Raw genomic sequence first — 15,214 nt, 5'->3', positions numbered from 1 at the left:
TCTTCGTCGGCAGCGTCAGATGTGTATAAGGGACGGGGCTCGGCTTGATGCGGTGGGTGGGGCCGACCTGGGCGGCCACCGCGTCGAGGGTCTTCAGTCCCTCGCCGGTGTTGAACACCACCGTCTCGGCAGCCGGGTCCAGGCGGCCCGACTCCACCAGCTTGCGCAGCACCGCGACCGTCACGCCGCCCGCCGTCTCGGCGAACACCCCGGTGGTACGGGCGAGCAGCCGGATACCCGCACGGATCTCGTCGTCGTCGGCGTAGTCCATCCAGCCACCGGTACGGCGCACCGCCTCCAGCGCGTACAGCCCGGCGGCCGGGTCGCCGATGTTCAGCGACTTGGCGATGCCGGCCGGCTTGACCGGCACGATCGTGTCGGTGTCGCCGTGCAGCGCGGTGGCGATCGGGTTGCAGCCGGCCGACTGGGCGCCGAACACCTTCCAGCCGCCGGCCGGCGCCTCGACCAGCCCGATCTCGACCAGCTCGGCGAACGCCTTGTCGATCTTGGTGAGCAGCTCGCCGCTGGCCATCGGGATGACCACCTGGGCCGGGATCCGCCAGCCGAGCTGCTCGGCCACCTCGTAGCCGAGCGTCTTGGAGCCCTCCGCGTAGTAGGGCCGCACGTTCACGTTGACGAACGCGGTGTCCTCGAACTCGTCGGTCTCCACCAGCTCGCCGCAGAGCCGGTTCACGTCGTCGTACGAGCCGTCGATGGCGACCAGGTCGCCGCCGTAGACCGCTGTGGTGACGACCTTGCCCTGCTCCAGGTCGCCGGGGATGAAGACGATCGACGGCACGCCGGCCCGGGCCGCGTGCGCGGCGACGGAGTTGGCGAGGTTGCCGGTGGAGGCGCAGGCGTAGCGGGTGAAGCCGAGCGCCCCGGCCGCGGTGAGCGCCACCGAGACGACCCGGTCCTTGAACGAGTGGGTGGGGTTCGCGCTGTCGTCCTTGACCCAGAGCGGCGCGGTGAGCCCCAGCTCGGCCGCGAGGTGCGGGGCGGCGACGAGCGGCGTCAGCCCCGGGTCGAGCGTGACCCGGGTGGCCGGGTCCTGACCGGCCGGCAGCAGCGCCGCGTACCGCCAGATGTTGGCCGGACCGGCCTCGATCTGCTCGCGGGTGACGGCGGCCAGCGCGGCGGTGTCGTAGTCGACCTCCAGCGGCCCGAAACACTCGTAACAGGCGTGCTGCGCGGCGAGCGGGTACCGCGCCGAACAGGCACGGCAGACCAGGGCGCGGGCCGGGCTGAGGGTGGTGTCGATACCGGTGGCGACGGGAAGCGTCGACGTCATGTCGAGGATTTCCTCTCATCTTTCCCCGCATCGCCGGGTGCGGCGGGGACGGAATTGGCACCTGCCCGCCGTCGCTCGTCGTCGAGCGTGCGGGTGGTTGCCGGGGCGTCGTCGGGCCGTATCCCTCAGCCCCTCTGGATGAGGTATTCAGTTGTGCCGCCGAGTCTAAGCGCTGCTCACGGCCGCGCCACCTCGGGATCCCACGCTGTGGGCCGGCTCAGCGCCCGACCACCGCGACCGGGTCCACCACCGCGGGCCGGTCCACCACCGCGAGCGGCTCCGGCGCCGCCGTGGCCCGCGCTGCCGAGCGGGTACGGGTGACGAGGTTCGCGGCCACCAGGGCGGCGATGGTCAGTCCGGCGCCCACCAGCTCCACCGCGACCGGCCGGTAACCGCGCAGGATCTGCACCGCGAACGTGGCCACCGGCACCAGGTTCATGAACAGCGCGGCGTCGGCCGGGCCGAGCCGCCGCACGCCGGTGTTCCACGCCAGGACCGCGAGGACGGCGGCGACCAGCACCGCGTACGCGAGCTGGGGAGCGATCGCGACGAGGTCGGCGGCGGCCGGCGCGTGCTGGAGCCCGGTGAGGTCGGCGACGGCGCTGGCGGCGATCATGGCGAGCATGCCCGCGACGGCGGTCAGCGTGGTGTAGCGCAGCGCGGACCACTCCGGGAACCGGCTCGCGCCGTGGGTGTAGAACGCCCAGCCGAGCACGGCGCCGATCATGAGCAGCCCGCCCCAGCCGAACTGGCCCAGTCCGTCGAGCCGGCCGCGAGTGATCACCAGACCGACGCCGACCAGGGCGACGAGCGAGATGCCGAGCAGCGCCGGGCGCGGGCGGACGCCGTCGCGCGCCCAGCGGACGAACTGGGTGACCAGCGGCACGGTGGCCGCGAACAGCGCGATCTGCTGCGGCGCGGCGTGGCCGAGGGCGAGATTCATCAGCGTGTTGAACCCGGCGAAGCCGAGCGCGCCGAGGAGCACCACCTCGACGCCGCGCCGCTGGGTGGCCAGGGCGGCGACCCCCTCGCGGGCCAGCAGCAGGGCGAGCAGCACGGCGGTGGCGAGCACGTAGCGGGCGGTGGTCAGGTTGAGCGCGTCCACGCGGGTGAGCGCGCTGGCGAGCACCGGGAACATGACGCCCCAGCTGACCGCGGCGAAGATCGGGAGGGTGGCGTGACGGGAACGCATCGCAGCTCCTAAGTTCGAATACCGTCGAACCAACGGCACGACTCTAGGAGCTTGTTCGACGGTTGTCGAACATGGGTTATCGTAGTCACATGGAGCTGCACGAACCCGAGCTGCGCGAGGTGCCGGTCACGGCCGTGCTGGCGGCGCTGGCCGACGACGTCCGGCTCCAGATCGTGCGGGCGCTCGCGCCGGGCGGGGAACACGCCTGCGGCTCGTTCGAGTTCGGCGTCTCCAAGGCCACCCGCAGCCACCACCTCAAGGTGCTGCGCGAGGCCGGCCTGACCCGCACCCGGGTCGCCGGCACCACCCGTTACGTGCGGTTGCGCCGCGAGGAACTGGACCGCCTCTACCCGGGCCTGCTCGATGCGGTCCTCGCCGAGCGCGGCGGAGTGGCATGATCGCCGGATGCGGAGACCGGCGCGCCTGATCGGCGCCCTCACCGGCGTGACGCTGATGGCCGCCTGCGCCCCGACGCAGGGGCCCGCGGACGGGAGGATGCCCGACCCGCCGCCCACGGGCATCGACCCGCTGACCACGGTTCCGCCGCGGCCGGGTGCTCCCACGGCCGACCACACGCCCACCGCCACCTGCTCTCCGGAGGGCATCGCGATCACCGAGAGCGGGGTGAGCGCCGCGATGGGCCTGCGGGCGATGGGCCTGGAACTGGTCAACTGCGGCGACCAGCCGTACGAGCTGCGCGGCTATCCGGCGGTCACGCTCCGGGACGCCGACGGCGACCCGATCAAGGTGCGGATCATCCCGGGCGCCAAGCCGATCACCTCCGGCTTCGACCACCCGCCCACCCGGATCGTGCTGGCCCCCGGCGAGCGGGCCGGCGCGGCGCTGATCTGGCGGAACCTGGTCACCGACCCGACCGTGGTGGCGACCGACGGCAGGGAACTCGACGTCGCGCCGGTGGCCGGCCGGCCGCCGTACCCGGTCGCCCTGGACGGGCCGATCGACCTCGGCAACACCGGCCGGCTGGGCGTCAGCGCGTGGGAGCGCCGGAAGCCCGGCCCGGCCGACGCGCCCACGCCGGCCGACACGCCGCCGCCCACGACTCCGCCGGTCAATCCGCTGTAGAACCAGAGCCCGGCACGGGAGCGCCCCGACCGGGATCTGATTCGGCGGCGAACGCTCAGACCGGGACCGTGGCCGGCGCGGCGGCGGGCTCGGTCGCGGTGGACCGGCGGCGGGCCAGCAGCGCGTCGAGCGCCCAGTTTCCCGGGCCGAGCACCGCGACCAGCAGGAACGACCAGCAGAAGAGCGCGGCCAGCTCGCCGCCGTTCTGCATCGGCATCAGGTGGTCCGGCTGGTGCACCACGAAGTACGCGTACGCCATCGAGCCGGAGGCGAGCAGGGCGGCCGGCCGGGTGAACAGACCGAGGAGCACCAGCGCGCCGCACACGAGCTGGATCAGCGCCGCCCACCAGCCGGGCCAGGTGGCGAACGGCACCGCCCCGCCGGTGGCCGGATTGCCGCCGAAGACGCCGAAGATCGAGGCGGCGCCGTGGCAGAGGAAGAGCACGCCGGTGACGATGCGGAACAGGGACAGCACGGGGGCTTTCAGCTGCGCTGGGATCATGGGAAACCTCCTGGTACGGGTGCCGGACGCCGTCCAGGATGGCGGGACTAGTGATTGATGTTAATCGATTTCTTTGCAGGCGGGACAATTGTGTGGGAACGCTCCCATGATATGGGCCGGATCAATCCGTGGCGACCCCGTCCGGTCACCTCAGCTCGTGACGTCCTTGCGGGTGAAGCGCCAGAAGGCCAGACCCCAGAACAGCGTGGCGTAGACGACCGCCGAGAACGCGCCCTTGACCACGTCGTCGGTCTGCATCGGTGTCGACAGCAACCCCAGCCAGGCGCTGCTGTAGTGGGTCGGCAGCAGGTTCCGCAGCCCGCCCAGCGCGGTGATCTGGTCCAGGATGCTGGACAGGATCCAGAGCAGCACCGCCCCGCCGACCGCTCCGAGCGCGGCGTCGGTGGTCACCGACAGCAGGAACGCCAGTCCGGCCACCACCAGCAGCACGACCGCGAGATAGCCGAGCACGCCGAGCAGCCGCAGCAACCCGTCGGCCGGGGCCAGCTCGGCCGAGACCTGACTGCTCAGCGGCTTCCAGCCGTACCGGAGCGTGCCGGCGAGCAGCGCGGTGCCGGCCAGCAACAGCAGGGCCAGCCCGGAGTACGCGAGCGCGACGATCAGCTTCACCGCGAGCAGCCGGGCCCGGGGCACCGGCACGGCGAGCAGGTAGCGCAGGCTGCCCCAGCTCGCCTCGCTGGCCACCGTGTCGCCGCAGAACAGCGCCACCACCACGACGAGCAGGAACGACGCGGACACCAGGATCGAGAACAGGGTGAAGTTGAGCCCGCCCGAGGTGGCCAGGTCGGCCAGGCTGGAGAACTCGCCCCGCCCGCCGCCGTCGTCGTCCCCGGCGTCGAACTGGAACGCCACCAGGATGATCAGCGGCAGCAGCACCATGAACCCCAGTGCGAGCTGGGTACGCCGGCGCGACGCCTGCCGCCGGAACTCCGCGGCGAACGGGAGCGTGGCCGAGGGCCGGTAACCGGCCGCCGCCCCGCCCGCGCCGGGCCCAGCCGTACCGGACGTGCCGCCGCCAGGCGACGATGCCACAGACGAACCCGCCATCACCGGTCCCCGCTTCCCCGAGAGTTCTCGCCGACCAGGGCGAGGAACGCGTCCTCCAGGCGGCGCCGGGGCACCACCCGGTCCACCCCGATGCCGGCGCGGACCAGTTCGGCCACCACCTCGCTTCGGGCGGTGCCGTTGGTGTCGACCACCAGCCCGCCGTCGACGTCGGGCAGCACCCGTACGCCGCCGAGCCGGTCGAGCACCGCACGCGCCGCGTCCGGGTCGCTCACCTCGAACAGCACGCTCGGCGACTCGCCCACGATCTCCTCCACCGGGCCGGACGCCACGATCCGGCCCTTGTTCACCACCACCGCGTGCGTGCAGGTCTGCTCCACCTCGGCCAGCAGATGGCTGGAGACCAGCACCGCCCGGCCGTCGGTGGCGTAGCGCTGGAGCACGCGGCGCATCTCGGCGATCTGCGGCGGGTCCAGCCCGTCCGTCGGCTCGTCCAGCACCAGCAGCTCGGGCAGGCCGAGCATGGCCTGGGCGATGGCCAGCCGCTGCCGCATGCCGTGGCTGTACTTCTTCGTCCGCCGGTGCACCGAGTCGCCCAGGCCGGCGATCTCCAGCGCCTCGTCGAAGTGCGCGTCCTCCCACGGCCGGCCGGTCGCCCGCCAGTACGCCTTGAGGTTGTCCAGGCCGGACAGGTGCGGCAGGAAGCCCGGACCCTCGACCAGCGCGCCGATCCGGGACAGCACCGGCGAGCCGGGCACCAGCCGGTGACCGAAGACGTAGATCTCCCCGGCGGTGGGCTGGGTCAGCCCCATCAGCACCCGCAACGTGGTGGTCTTGCCCGCGCCGTTGGGCCCGAGCAGGCCGACCACCTGGCCGGGGTGCACCTCGAAGTCCACGTCGGAGACCGCGACGAAACCGTCCGCGTACTCCTTGCGCAGGTTGCGCACGGCGAGCGGGACGCCCGCGTACTCCGGGTGCACGGAGTCGTCCTGGCGGCGGTGCCGGCGGCGGGTGAGCAGCACGACCACGACGAGCCCGGCCACGATCGCGGCGAGCAGGCCGGCCAGCGCCCAGCGCCAGATCGTGGCGGTGGTGGGGATCGGCGTGGCGTCGACGGTGGGCAGCGTCAGCGGCCCGTCCGCGAGCGCCACCGCGTGCACGGCCGGTTCCGCAGGCGAGGCGTACGCCTGGTCCGACGTCGCCACAACGAGCCGCAGCCGGTGCCCGGCCTCGACCCGCCGGACGATCCCCGGCAGCGTCACGGTGACCGGCGTGGCCGCGTCGACGGTGGCCGGCAGGCCGGTCAGGCGCACCGGCGCGACCAGGCCGGAGGGCAGCGTGGCCGCGCCCTGCGGGTCGACGTCGTAGAGCTTCACGAACAGCACCGCCTCGCCGGTCGGTGAGGCGGCCCTGATCCGCACGGTGGGCGCTCCCACCACGTCTACCGGCTCGTCCAGCGGCGCCGACTCGAAGCGGGCGTGCTGACCGGGGATGTCACCGGCGACGCCGTCCAGCAGCGAGCCGAGCGCGCCCGCGAACGGCACCGAGGAGATGGCCGCCGGGTTGCCGTTCGGCGGTACGGCGACCGGCTGGGGCGGGCCGGCGAGCGTCACCTCGCGGCGGCCGTCGCCGGTCAGGCCCGGATAGTCGGCGGTACGGAAGCCGGTCGCGACCAGGCCCCGGTCGAGCGCGTCGAACCCGGCGATCCGGGAGAACGTGAACGTGTCGCCGGGCGCCGCCCCGTCGCCCTTGACGTAGTGGTCGAGCCACTGCGCGGTCAGGAACTTCACCCGGTCGGAGTCGGAGGTGGGTCCGGAGCCGCCGTCGTGGCCGCCGGTGAACCAGGCGACCCGTACCGGCGTGCCGGCCGCCGCGATACCGCGGGCGTTGGCGTCCGCCTCGGCCAGCGGGAAGAGCGTGTCCGCCTCGCCCTGCACCAGCAGCGTCGGCGACTTGATCCGGTCCAGCACGCCGGCCGGCGACGACCGGCGCAGCAGCTCGACCGCCGCCGCGTCCGCCCGGCCGGTGGTGGCGATGCGCAGATACGCGGCGCAGACGTCGGCCGCGAAGCGCCCGCAGGACGGGTCGGCGGCGCCGGCCGGCGCGCGACCGGAACCGGTGCCCGGCCCGGCGCCCGGCTGCGGGCTCGGCGGGCCGGCGGACTCCGGTGCGCCCTCGGGTGCGGCGGCGGTGGCCCCGGAGAGCCCGGCCGGGCCGGATCCGGCGTTCCCGCCGCCGCCGAAGAAGATGCCCGCCCAGCCCTTCTTGAACACGCCGTCGGTGGGCTGCCGGCCGCTGTTCTCCGGCAGGAAGGCCCGGGACAGGTCGTTCCAGGTGATCATCGGGACGATCGCGTCGATCCGCTGGTCCTGCGCGGCCAGCAGCAGGGCCAGGCCGCCGCCGTACGAGCCGCCGACCACACCGACCCGGGGGTCGCCGGCCGCGTCGAGGCGGATGTCCGGCCGCTGCGCGAGCCGGTCGAGCAGCCGCTGCGCGTCCCGCACCTCGTAGTCGGGGTTGTCCAGGTGGATCTGACCGCCGCTGCGCCCGAACCCGCGGGCGGTCCAGGTGAGCACCGCGTACCCGCGGGCGACCAGGTCCTCGGCGTCGGAGCGGACCGAGTCCTTGGTCCCGCCGAAGCCGTGCGCCAGCAGTACCGCCGGCACCCGGTTGGACGAGGAGGCGTCCTCGGGCAGGTAGAGCGTGGTGTCCAGGTCGACCGGCTCGTCGCCGGAGGGCCCGGAGCGCACCGTCACCAACGCCGGCTCGGTCCGGAAGTCCGCGCCCTGCGGCCGGGCCACCCAGACCAGCGCCGCGGCCACGAGGACGACCACCGCCACTGCGGCGACGGTGCGGCGCGGACGGCCGGCCAGGGCGCGCCGGAGCCGCGCGGCGGTTGATCTCATGCGCCACACGGTACGGGCCGACGGCTGAGCATTCGCTGAGATCCGCCGTACGTCTGTCCGGTTGCGCCGATCGTCGCGTAGCGTCCGTCATCCGCCAAAGGTCCAGAGCGTCCCAGCGGGACGTATTCGGATCATGTGAATTCACATCTACGGGCGCAAACCATCGTCGATGTCACTTCTCGGCAACACGATCACACGCTACGTACCATTCGCCCTGACACAGGGTCACCCAAAGTGGACTGACGTGAAGCCGACTCATCGGCCGAGGTCCCACCCGCGTCCGGTTCGGCTACTTTTCCGGTCCGGTGCACGGGACTGCGTACGGCGACCTCCCGGGGCACCGATCGCCCCGCCGTCGCCGGAGGAGACACACCATGACAGTCCCCGCGTCGCGGGTCCGTCGGCGGCCCGCCGTACCGGGCCGTACGCTCGCCCTGGTGCTGGTGCTGGCGTTGCTGGCCCCGCTCGGGCTGATCTTCGTCCAGGCCGAACGCGACTTCGCCGACGACCACGACCTGGCGAGCCGGGAACGGCTCGGCGTCCGCTACCTGCGCGCCCTCGGGCCGATCACCGACGCGCTGGTGGAGGCTCAGGCCATCGCCGTCGCCGAAGGGGCCGTCTCCCGGGCCTCGCTCGCCGCCGCCATCGAGCGCGTCGCGGAGGTGGACAACGCCGTCGGCGACGAGCTGCGCACGCACGAACGCTGGGCCGGTCTGCGGGCCAAGCTGGAGTCGCTGCCGGACCGCGGGATCGGTGACCCCGAGGCCGCGTACCGGGCCTACGGCGAGGCGTCCGACCTGCTCCTGGCCCTCTACCGCAAGGTTCGGGAGAGTTCCGGACTGATCCGCGACCCCCGCTCCGACTCGTTCTTCCTCCAGGACGGCATCGGCGGGGACCTGCCCACCGCGACGGTGCTGGCCGGCCGCCTCGTCGACCTGGCCCGGCTGTCCGCCAAGCGCCCCGCCGCCGAGCGCGCGCGGGTGGGCGCGGAGCTGGCCGAGCTGCGCGTGTCCGCGCTCGGTCCCGCCACCGACCTGGTCGCCGACCTGCGGTCGGCGGTCGACAGCTCGGAGAGCACCGACCTGGGCGCCAACGTGCTCACCCCGCTGGACACGTACCAGCGCTCACTGGAGACGTTCGCCGTCTACTCGGCCCCCGGCGCCGGCCGGGCCGCGCCGGGCACCGACCAGCTCACCCGCGCCGGGATCAGCGCGCAGAACGCCGCCAAGCAGCTCCGCACGGTCATCCTCGACCAGCTCGACGCGCTGCTGCGGGAACGGCTCGACGCCCTGGAGCGGGACCGGCTGCTGGGGCGGATCGCCGCCGGTGCGGCGTTGGCGCTGATCGCCGGGATCGTCGCGCTGCACGTCGCAGCGCTGCGCCGGGACCGGTCCCGGGCCACCCCGGCGCGCCGGGAACCGGCCGAGGCCGCGTCGCCGCCCACTGTCCACCCGGAACCACCGCTCACCGCGCCCGGGGCCGACCGCCAGCCGGTCGCGGTGGGGCACGGTGGCGACGCCGACCGGTGGAGGCCGTTCGATGCTGCTCGGTAGGTTACGCATCCGGGGCAAGCTCGCCCTGCTGGTGATCATTCCGCTGCTCAGCATGGTCGGGCTCGCCGTACCGGTCGTCATCGACCGGGTGACCGCCGCCCGGCAGGCCGCCGACACCGCCGAGACCGTCCGCGTCGCCAGCCGGGTCGGCAGCCTGGTCCAGGACCTCCAGCAGGAACGCCTGCTCTCGGTCGGGCTGCTGCTCGGGCGGGTGAGCCGTACCGAGCTGATCCAGAAATCGGCCACCGTCGACGACCGGGTCGCCGACCTGCGCGCCGAGCCGCTGCCCGCGGCCGTCCGCGAGAGCCTCGACGGGGTACGCCGGCTGGAGGACGTCCGCAACGCCACGCTCGGCGGCCGGGCCACGCCGCAGCAGATCCTGACCGTTTTCGGCGAGGTCGACACCGCCCTGATCGACGCGCTGCGGCTGCCCTTCCGGGTGGACACCGACACCGCGGCCGGACGACAGGTGCTCGCCCTGGACTCGCTGCTGCGCGTCGACGAGGCACTGAGCTCGTGCACCACGCAGATCGTGCTGGTGAAGGCGACAGGCGACCCGCAGGTGGCCCGGTCCTTCGTGGCCTGCATGGCGGGGCTCAACGTCGACAACCGGCGGTTCCGCAAGCTGATCACGCCCGAGCAGCTGAAGGTGGCCGAGCTGGACGACGCGGCGGTGGCCGCCCGGACCAGCCCGACGTTCCTGGTGGACAGCCTCCGGGATCCGGACAAGGCGATCGCGCCGGTGCCGCTGGACGTGCTGTTCCCGTCGGCCCGGTCGATGATCACGCTGGGCCAGTTCGTGGAGAAGAAGGTCGTCGCGGACGTCATCGCGGAGACCCGCGCCCGGGAACGGGAGGCCCTGACGGCAGCCTGGCTGGTCAGCCTGACGGCGGCGGCGATCCTGCTCGTCGTGGTGCTGCTGAGCATGACTGTGGCGCGTACGGTGGCCCGGCCGCTGAGCCGGCTCACCCGCTCCGCCGAGCGGGTCGCCCGGGTCACCGAGGCCGAGCTGACCCGGGTCGCCGACGACGAGTCCGAGACCGTCCCCCCGGTACGCCTCGACCCGGTGGAGATCAGCGCCCGGGACGAGATCGGCGACCTGGCCCGCGCGTTCGACCGGGTGCAGCACACCGCCGCCCGGCTGGTCGAACGGCAGGTCGCCGGGCGGCGCAACGTGGCGCAGATGTTCGGCCACGTCGGCCGGCGTACGCAGAACCTCGTCGGCCGCCAGATCGCGCTCATCGACCGGCTGGAACGGCAGGAGACCGACGCGGGCCGCCTGGAGCACCTCTACCGGCTGGACCACATCTCCAGCCGGTTGCGCCGCAACGCGGGCAGCCTGGTGGTGCTCTCCGGCGCCACCGGCTCGGACGGCCACGTGGCGCCGGTCCCGCTGGCCGACGTGGTCCGGCTCGCGCTCGGCGAGATCGAGGACTACACCCGCGTCGACGTGGAGGTCCCGCCCGGTGTGGCGGCGTCCCCCGCCATCGCCGGCGACCTCGTGCTGACGCTCGCCGAGCTGATGGAGAACGCCACCTCGTTCTCGCCGCCGCACACCCGTGTGGTGGTGACCGGTGAGCTGACCGACGGCGGGGCACGACTGGTCGTGGTCGACCACGGCATCGGCCTGACCGAGGACCGGATGGTCGAGGAGAACGCCCGGTTCACCCGGCGGGAACGCCTCGACCTCGCCCCGACCGAGGTGCTCGGCCTGTTCGTGGTCGGCCGGCTGGCCCGGCGGCACGGCTGGAGCGTCCGGCTGAGCCACACCCCCGGCGGCGGCGTCACCGCCGCCCTGGAGATCCCGGGCGCCTCGCTCGTGATCCGCCGTCCCGAGCCGGTCGGCGTCAGCGCCGGCCGGGCCGCGGTGCCCGGCGCCCGCGAGCCGGAGCCACCGGCCGTCGAGGCGCCGGCCGGCTTCGACGCCGAGTTGCTGACCCGGGCCACACGCAGCATGTCCAGCGGCGACCCGTGGAACGCCTTCGGCAGCCAGGCCGACACCGCGGAGGCGGACGAGGACGCCGGTCCGGCCACCGGCGGTCCGCCGCCGGTCTGGCCGCCGTCGGCCGTACCGCCGGCCCTCCGGCCGTCCGGACCGGCGGCGCGTCCCGGGCACGTCTCCCCGCCGACACCGGTCGTCGGCCCGGCCCAGGCCGCTCCCCCGGCCGCCGGTCCGGCGGCCGGCCCGACCCTGACGCCGCCGGCCACCCGCCCGGCGCCGCCGCCCGCCGGTCCCGGGCTCGCCCCGCAGCACGGTCCCGGGCTCGCGCCACAGCACGGTCCCGGGCTCGCGCCACAGCACCGCCCGGCGATCGCGCCGCAGCACGGTCCGGGGCTCGTGCCGCCGCCCGGTACCGCCCGCCCGACGGCTCCGGCCGCGCCACCCACGGCCGTGCCGGCGCCGACCGGACCGAACCCGGTCGGGCCGCCCGCCGGCCGGCCCGGTACCCGGTCGCCGATCCGGCAGCGGGTGCCGGGCGCGAACCTGCCGGCCGCCCCGCCGGTGGCCGGACCGGCCGGTCCGGCCACCGGCGGGCCGCTGATCGGCGTACCGGCGGACCCGTCGAGCGTCCGGGCCCTGGTCGAGGCGTTCCAGGACGGGGTACGGCGGGCCGAGGACGACGTCGACCACGCGCCTCCGGCTGCGGAACGGCCCCGGCTCAGCCGCCGGGTGCCCGGCGCGAACCTGTCCGTCTCCCCGGCGCAGTCCGTGCCCACCAGCTCCGACCCCGGCGACCCCGTCGAGGTCCGCAACCGGATCAGCGAGTTCGAGGCGGGCGTCGCCCGTGCTCTGCGCGAAGTCAGTACCGACCGCCGCTACGAAGAGGACCCATCACGGTGACCAGCCCCTTCCTCCACGAGAACGTCGAACAGAGCACCACCGGCGACCTCAGTCCCGAGGCACGCACCTTCAACTGGCTGCTCGACTCCTTCACCTCCAGCACCGCCGGGGTGATGGAGGCGATCGCGGTCTCCTCGGACGGGCTGCTGATGGCCATGTCCGCGATCAAGGACCGGTCCAACGCGGAACGACTCGCGGCCGTGGTCTCCGGCATGACCAGCCTCGCCGGGGGCGCGGCGAGCTGGTACGCGCTCGGCGCGCTCAACCGGGTTATCGTCGACATGGCCGAGGGTTACCTGCTGATCAGCGCGATCAGCAGCGGCTCGGTGCTCGGCGTCGTCGCCGACCGCACGGCCAACCTGGGCACCGTGGCGTACGAGATGACGCTGTTCGCCGGCCGCGCCGGCGGCGCCCTGAGTCCGCGCCTGATCGCCGAGCTGAAGAACGCCGTACAGCAATGATCCCAGGGGCCGCCGGCGCGGACCCGGAGCCGGAACCCGGCGTCCGGATCCGCCCCTTCCTGCACGCGTCCGCTCCGGTTCCGGAGCCGGACGCGGGCGACGGGGAGCCGACCGGCCCACGCCCCTTCGTGCTGACCTCCGGACGGGTGGACGGCGACCCGGCGATCGGCCTGGAGACCCAGGTCACCGCTAATCCGGGCAGCACATCGTGGGCGGTGACCGCCCGGTTGGCCCCGGAGCTGGCGGCGATCGTCGCGATCTGCGCCGAGCCCGTCTCGGTGGCCGAGATCTCCGCCCGGACCCGGATGCACTTCGGGGTGACCCGGGTGCTGGTCGGCGACCTCCGGGCCGCCGGCCATCTCGACGTGCACGTCGCGGACGTCGACGACGCCCTCGATCCCGACATCATCCTGCGAGTGATTGATGGACTTCGTGCGATCTCCTGAATGGCCGGCGGCCGCCACGGGCGGGCCGTCCGCCAACAGCGCCCCGAGCCGCTACGGCGGCCCGGCGCCGCTGATCGGCCGGGCCACGCCGCCCCCGCCCACGCCGCCGCTGCCGTACCTGCCGCCGGGTGTGCCGCCGTCCGAGCCGGCCCCGATCGTCAGCCGGGTGCCGGCGCCCCGGCCGCCGATCCCGGTCAAGATCCTCATCGCCGGCGGGTTCGGGGTCGGCAAGACCACCACTGTCGGCGCGATCTCCGAGATCGCTCCGCTGACCACCGAGGCGGAGATGACCACCGCCGGCATCGGCATCGACGACCCGGGCGGGGTCGCCGGCAAGACCACCACCACCGTCGCCATGGACTTCGGCTGCGTGACCATCGACCGCAGCCTGAAGCTCTACCTCTTCGGTACGCCCGGACAGGCGCGCTTCGGGTTCATGTGGGACGACCTGGCCCGGGGTGCGCTCGGCGCGCTGGTGGTGGTGGACAGCGCCCGGCTCGACGACTGCTACCCGGCGATCGACTTCTTCGAGCGGTCCGGGCTGCCGTTCGCGGTCGGCGTCAACGCCTTCGACGGCCGGCTGGCCCTGGACCTGCCGTCGATCCGCTGGGCGCTGGCGATCGGTGAGCACGTGCCGCTGGTGCAGTTCGACGCCCGGGACCGCCTCTCGGTACGGGACGCCCTGCTCGTCGTCCTGGACCGCGCGCTGGACCGGGCCACCCGATCCCGGGCAGGCTGAACCGGCAGTCGTTTCGATCCGTTGTCTGGCGAAGGGGTGGACGCCATGAGAGGTGATCTGGACGAGACACTGGCCCGGATGGCACGGCGCGAGGAGGCGCTGCGCCGCCGGGCGCCGATGCCCGGTGAGCCGGCCGGGGCGACCGAGCGGGACGTACCCGTGGAGGCGGCGGACGAGGCGGGCGACGGGCGGGCGGGGCACGGCGCGTACCGGCTGCGCGGTGGCGAGGCGCCGGTGCGGCGTGACCCGGTCGAGGAGGTCGCCGAGGCGGTCCGCCGGGTGGTGGCGGAGCACCCCGGGCTCGCCGTGACGCTGCGCGTGGAGCTGGGCGAGCAGGCGTACCCGCTGCGGGTCTCCTGGTCCGGCGCGGCGGTGACGGTGGGCCCGGCGACGCCGCCCGCGCCGCCGCCGGCGTGGCCCATGTCGGTGAAGACGGTGCCCGCGCCCGGCCACGACCCGCTGGAGTCCGACCCGGCGGCCCGGCTGGCCGAGATGATCCGGCGCGACCCCTCGCTGCTGGACGACCCGGGTCCGCGCTGACCCGGCACCCGATGATCGGGGCGGCTACTGTCGGCGGGTGGCCGAACCCGACCTGACCCTGACCGCGACGCTGCGGCCGGCCGCGCTCGACGCCCGCCGCGGCGTGGTGCGCCTGCATCCCGAGGTGCTCACCGCGTTGGCGCTGCGCCCCGGCGACCCGGTACGCCTGACCGGCCGCCGGGTCACCGCCGGCATCGCGGCCGCCGCCGAGCCGAGCACCAGCGGCGCCCTGCTGCACGCCGACGACCTGCTGCTGGGCAACCTCGGCCTGCGGGCCGGCGGCCAGGTCACGGTGAGCCCGCTGCCCGCGACCCCGGCACGCCGGCTCACCCTGTCCGGCCCGGCGGCGGTGGTCGCCGCCGTCCCGCCGGAGATGCTGCGGCTCGCACTGCTGGGCAAGGTGGTCACCGGCGGCGACGACGTCTCGCTGCTCCCGCAGGACGTGCTGCCGGACGCCGCGGTGCGCGGCCTGATCGAGGCCGCGCGGCGCAGTCTGGCCAGTTCCGTCGGGTACGCCTGGACGAGCACGCTGCTCAGCGTCGTGTCGGCCGAACCGGCGGTCGGCGCGCTCGTCACCATGGACACGGTCGTGGGCTGGGAACACGGCCCCGCCACCCGCGGCTCCGGCCCGGC

12 protein-coding genes, 1 pseudogene and 1 riboswitch are annotated in these 15,214 nt (G+C 74.3%); of the genes and pseudogenes, 9 read left to right on the top strand and 4 right to left on the bottom strand.

The window, feature by feature from the left end; genetic code table 11:
* Positions 1–1,303: 1,303 nt before the first annotated feature.
* Positions 1,304–1,436: riboswitch (SAM riboswitch) on the bottom strand.
* Positions 1,437–1,508: 72 nt separating this feature from the next.
* On the bottom strand, positions 1,509–2,483 hold the full coding sequence (locus tag F8279_RS25700) for a DMT family transporter (protein WP_151501311.1): 975 nt from the start codon (positions 2,481–2,483) through the stop codon (positions 1,509–1,511).
* An 89-nt stretch (positions 2,484–2,572) separates the two neighbouring features.
* Here F8279_RS25700 and F8279_RS25695 point away from each other — a divergent pair, with 89 nt between their 5' ends.
* Positions 2,573–2,881 (top strand): helix-turn-helix transcriptional regulator, encoded by a 309-nt coding sequence (locus F8279_RS25695; protein WP_091425503.1) that lies wholly within the window; start codon positions 2,573–2,575, stop codon positions 2,879–2,881.
* A gap of 7 nt (positions 2,882–2,888) precedes the next feature.
* Entirely contained in the window at positions 2,889–3,566 is a 678-nt protein-coding gene (locus F8279_RS25690) for a DUF4232 domain-containing protein (protein ID WP_225853411.1), read from the top strand.
* Positions 3,567–3,621: 55 nt separating this feature from the next.
* Here F8279_RS25690 and F8279_RS25685 read toward each other — a convergent pair whose 3' ends face one another.
* From F8279_RS25685 to F8279_RS25675, 3 genes are all read right to left on the bottom strand, one after another.
* Positions 3,622–4,068, bottom strand: coding sequence for a DoxX family protein (locus F8279_RS25685; protein WP_091425507.1), 447 nt, complete (start codon positions 4,066–4,068; stop codon positions 3,622–3,624).
* Positions 4,069–4,218: 150 nt separating this feature from the next.
* Positions 4,219–5,136, bottom strand: a complete 918-nt coding sequence (locus tag F8279_RS25680) for an ABC transporter permease subunit (RefSeq protein ID WP_091425509.1) — start codon at positions 5,134–5,136, stop codon at positions 4,219–4,221.
* Positions 5,136–8,000, bottom strand: coding sequence for an alpha/beta fold hydrolase (locus F8279_RS25675; protein WP_151501309.1), 2,865 nt, complete (start codon positions 7,998–8,000; stop codon positions 5,136–5,138). Before F8279_RS25675 ends, F8279_RS25680 begins: the two co-directional genes overlap by 1 nt.
* A 374-nt stretch (positions 8,001–8,374) precedes the next feature.
* Here F8279_RS25675 and F8279_RS25670 point away from each other — a divergent pair, with 374 nt between their 5' ends.
* From F8279_RS25670 to F8279_RS25640, 7 genes and pseudogenes are all read left to right on the top strand, one after another.
* Positions 8,375–9,553 (top strand): hypothetical protein, encoded by a 1,179-nt coding sequence (locus tag F8279_RS25670; protein ID WP_091425511.1) that lies wholly within the window; start codon positions 8,375–8,377, stop codon positions 9,551–9,553.
* On the top strand, positions 9,540–12,395 hold the full coding sequence (locus F8279_RS25665) for a nitrate- and nitrite sensing domain-containing protein (RefSeq protein WP_091425513.1): 2,856 nt from the start codon (positions 9,540–9,542) through the stop codon (positions 12,393–12,395). Before F8279_RS25670 ends, F8279_RS25665 begins: the two co-directional genes overlap by 14 nt.
* Positions 12,392–12,856 carry a roadblock/LC7 domain-containing protein gene (locus F8279_RS25660; protein WP_013288866.1) on the top strand — a complete coding sequence of 155 codons (465 nt, stop codon included), beginning with the start codon at positions 12,392–12,394 and terminating at the stop codon, positions 12,854–12,856. Before F8279_RS25665 ends, F8279_RS25660 begins: the two co-directional genes overlap by 4 nt.
* Positions 12,853–13,302, top strand: a complete 450-nt coding sequence (locus F8279_RS25655) for a DUF742 domain-containing protein (RefSeq protein WP_091425515.1) — start codon at positions 12,853–12,855, stop codon at positions 13,300–13,302. Before F8279_RS25660 ends, F8279_RS25655 begins: the two co-directional genes overlap by 4 nt.
* Positions 13,280–14,041, top strand: coding sequence for an ATP/GTP-binding protein (locus F8279_RS25650; RefSeq protein WP_175438829.1), 762 nt, complete (start codon positions 13,280–13,282; stop codon positions 14,039–14,041). The genes F8279_RS25655 and F8279_RS25650 overlap by 23 nt, the downstream gene beginning before the upstream one ends.
* Positions 14,042–14,086: 45 nt before the next feature.
* Positions 14,087–14,581: a hypothetical protein gene (locus tag F8279_RS25645; protein WP_091426019.1), complete on the top strand. Its 495-nt coding sequence runs from the start codon at positions 14,087–14,089 to the stop codon at positions 14,579–14,581.
* Positions 14,582–14,618: 37 nt separating this feature from the next.
* Positions 14,619–15,214, top strand: a pseudogene (locus F8279_RS25640) (ATPase); the annotation flags it as partial.

Source organism: Micromonospora sp. AMSO1212t, assembly GCF_008868145.1.
In the GTDB taxonomy this organism is placed as follows: Bacteria; Actinomycetota; Actinomycetes; order Mycobacteriales; family Micromonosporaceae; genus Micromonospora; species Micromonospora tulbaghiae.
The sequence above is the reverse complement of the archived record's forward strand: the minus strand, read 5'-3'. Positions and strand labels throughout refer to the sequence as shown.